Source organism: Rhodothermales bacterium (genome assembly GCA_034439735.1).
In the GTDB taxonomy this organism is placed as follows: domain Bacteria; phylum Bacteroidota; class Rhodothermia; order Rhodothermales; family JAHQVL01; genus JAWKNW01.
Map to the genome: position 1 here is coordinate 1 of JAWXAX010000194.1, position 2,704 is coordinate 2,704.

At 66.6% G+C, this 2,704-nt stretch carries 2 protein-coding genes; both read left to right on the forward strand.

Annotated elements, in window-relative coordinates:
* A partial coding sequence (locus SH809_14715) for a tetratricopeptide repeat protein (GenBank protein MDZ4700957.1) occupies positions 1 to 1,331 on the forward strand: 1,331 nt, incomplete at its 5' end.
* A 7-nt stretch (positions 1,332 to 1,338) separates the two neighbouring features.
* On the forward strand, positions 1,339 to 2,704 hold a 1,366-nt coding region (locus tag SH809_14720), incomplete at its 3' end, for a VCBS repeat-containing protein (GenBank protein MDZ4700958.1).

Sequence of the window (2,704 nt, forward strand, 5' to 3'; positions counted from 1 at the left end):
GCCTGTACCTCGCCTCTCGATTTCTCGCACCGGTGCCGGAGGTCGTCCGACCCACGAGCCCTCTCGAACCTCCTGTCGCTGCCCTGATCGCGGCGAAAATAGCCGCCGCGGATGCCGCTCCGGGAAATGCGGAGCGGCGTGCCGACCTCGCCCTTGCCTATGAGGCCAATGGCCTCTGGCCGGAAGCCCTGGCCTGCTTCGAACACGCCGTCGCGCTCCGACCCGAGCCGGCCTGGCGCCTGCACCTGGCCGTCGCCACCCGACAGACCGGCGATGCCTCGGGCGCCCTCGATCTCCTGCGGGACCTTGGCCGGGACGAGCCTGCGTACGCGCCGGCCAGGCACCATCTGGGCGAGGCGTTGCTCGAAGCCGGCGACCTCGAAGGAGCTGAAACCGTCTTTCGCGAGACCATCGCCATCAGTCCGGTCCTCCCGTACGGCTATGTGGGCCTCGGCGATGCCCTCCTCCAGCGCGGCCGCGTCGAAGACGCCGTCCAGGTCCTCGAACATGCGCTTCGGATCGAAGAGGGCTACCAGCGCGCCCACTACCTGTTGGGTTCCGCCTACCTACGACTAGGCCGCGAGGCCGAGGGTGAACGCGAGCGGCTGCGTGGACTGGGCGCCACGCCCGTCCGTCAGCCCGACGAACTACAGCCCACGATCTCCGCCTACACGGTGAACCTCAGCGGCAGGATCGACTTGGCCGGCGCCTACCTGGACAACGGCAGCCCCACCGAGGCCATCCGACTCCTCGAGGAAACGGCCCGCCACTACCCGTCGAGCGTCGCGCTGCTCAACACGCTTGCCTCCGGGTACCTGCGCACCCGCCGGCTCGATGACGCCGAACGGGTGCTGAAACGCGCCCTGGCCCTCGACGAGCGTACCTTCACCACTCCCTTGAATCTGTACACCTGGGCTCTTTATGCCGGCCGGCCCGACGAGGCGCTCCAGTTCGCCGAAACCGCTGTGGCTCGGGGGCCCGACCAGGACAATACCCACCTCGCTCGCGCCCAGGCGCTGGTCGAACTCGGCCGCCTGGAGGAGGCGCTCCGAAGCGCCGACCGCGCGCGTGAACTAGCGCCGGGCATTGCCCAGAACCACGGCCTTTCCGGCGATATCAACCTGAAGCTCAGCCGTTATGAACAGGCGCGTACCCACTTCGAACGAGCCGCCGAACTCCAGCCCAACCTTTTTCCCGTCTGGATCGGGCTTGCGCAGGCGCGCTGGAACCTGGGGCTCAAGGCGGAAGCGCGTCAGGCCCTCGCCGAGGCACACCGGCTGGCGCCAAATAACCGTCTGGCAAACGAACTCGCTGCCCGGTACGTTCAGTAAACGTCTCATGGGCCAGAACCCGTTCTTCGCCCTCACGCTGTGCGCTATATTCGGGGCCTCCTGTGCGCCAGCGACCGACTCGCCGACACCCACCGTTCCAGAGCCCTGGTTCGAGGAAGTCGCACACGCAAGTGGGATCGACTTCGACCACGTCCGCGCCCCGGTTCCCCGCTTCCTATTCCCTGAAATCATGTCGGGGGGCGCCGCCTGGATCGATTTCGACCGCGACGGCCACCTGGATCTTTACCTTGTCCAGGGCGGCGAACCCGACCCCGCGCAGCCGCGCGGACCCGGAAATCGGTTGTACCGTAACACCGGCGATGGCCACTTTTCTGATGTGACCGACGTGGCCGGCGTTGGCGATACCGGCTATGGAATGGGCGCCGCCGTGGGCGACTACGACGGCGACGGTGACGACGACCTCTACGTGACAAACGCCGGCCCGAACGTCCTCTTTCGCAACGAAGGCGATAGCCGGTTCACCGACGTGACGGCCGCTGCCGGCGTCGGCCATGCCGGATGGGGAGCGAGCGCTGCGTTTGTGGACATCGATGCCGACGGTCGGCTAGACCTCTACGTAGTGAATTACATCCACTGGTCGCCGGCGCAGGAGCTGGAATGCGCCAGCGGCGCCGCCGGGCGCGACTACTGCCATCCCGAAAATTACCGCGCGCCGGCGACCGACGTGTTATATCGTAACCTGGGCGATGGCCGCTTCACAGATGTCACGGCCGAGGCGGGCATCGGCGCTGTCGCCGCCAACGGGCTGGGTGTTGTCGTCGGGGACTTCAACGACGACGGTCGAACCGATCTTTATGTGGCCAACGATGGCAACCCGAACCAGTTGTGGATCAACCAGGGGGACGGCCGGTTCGTCGACCTCGCGGTACGAAGTGGAGCCGCCGTCAACCGGCAGGGCATCGCCGAGGCTGGCATGGGGGTCGTCGCCGCGGATATCGAGGGCGATGGCGATCTCGATCTCTTCATCACCCACCTGCGCAACGAGACCAACTCCCTGTATCGCAATGACGGGGGATATTTCGAGGATACATCCGTCGCTTCGGGCCTCGCCGCGCCCAGCCTGCCCTATACGGGGTTCGGCGTCGCCCTGGCCGACTTCGACCGCGACGGCATGCTGGATGCCTATGTGGGCAACGGCCGCGTAGGAGGCGCCGTCGACGCGGCCGACCCCTTTGCCGAGCCGAACCAGCTGTTCCGGGGCCTCGGGAAAGGCCGATTCGAAGAGGTGCTTCCCACCGGCGGGACTGAGACCCCGCTACTGGCCACCACGCGTGCAGTAGCTATGGCGGACTACGACAACGATGGGGATGTCGATCTTGCCGTCGTGAACAACGGTGGACCTGTTCACCTCC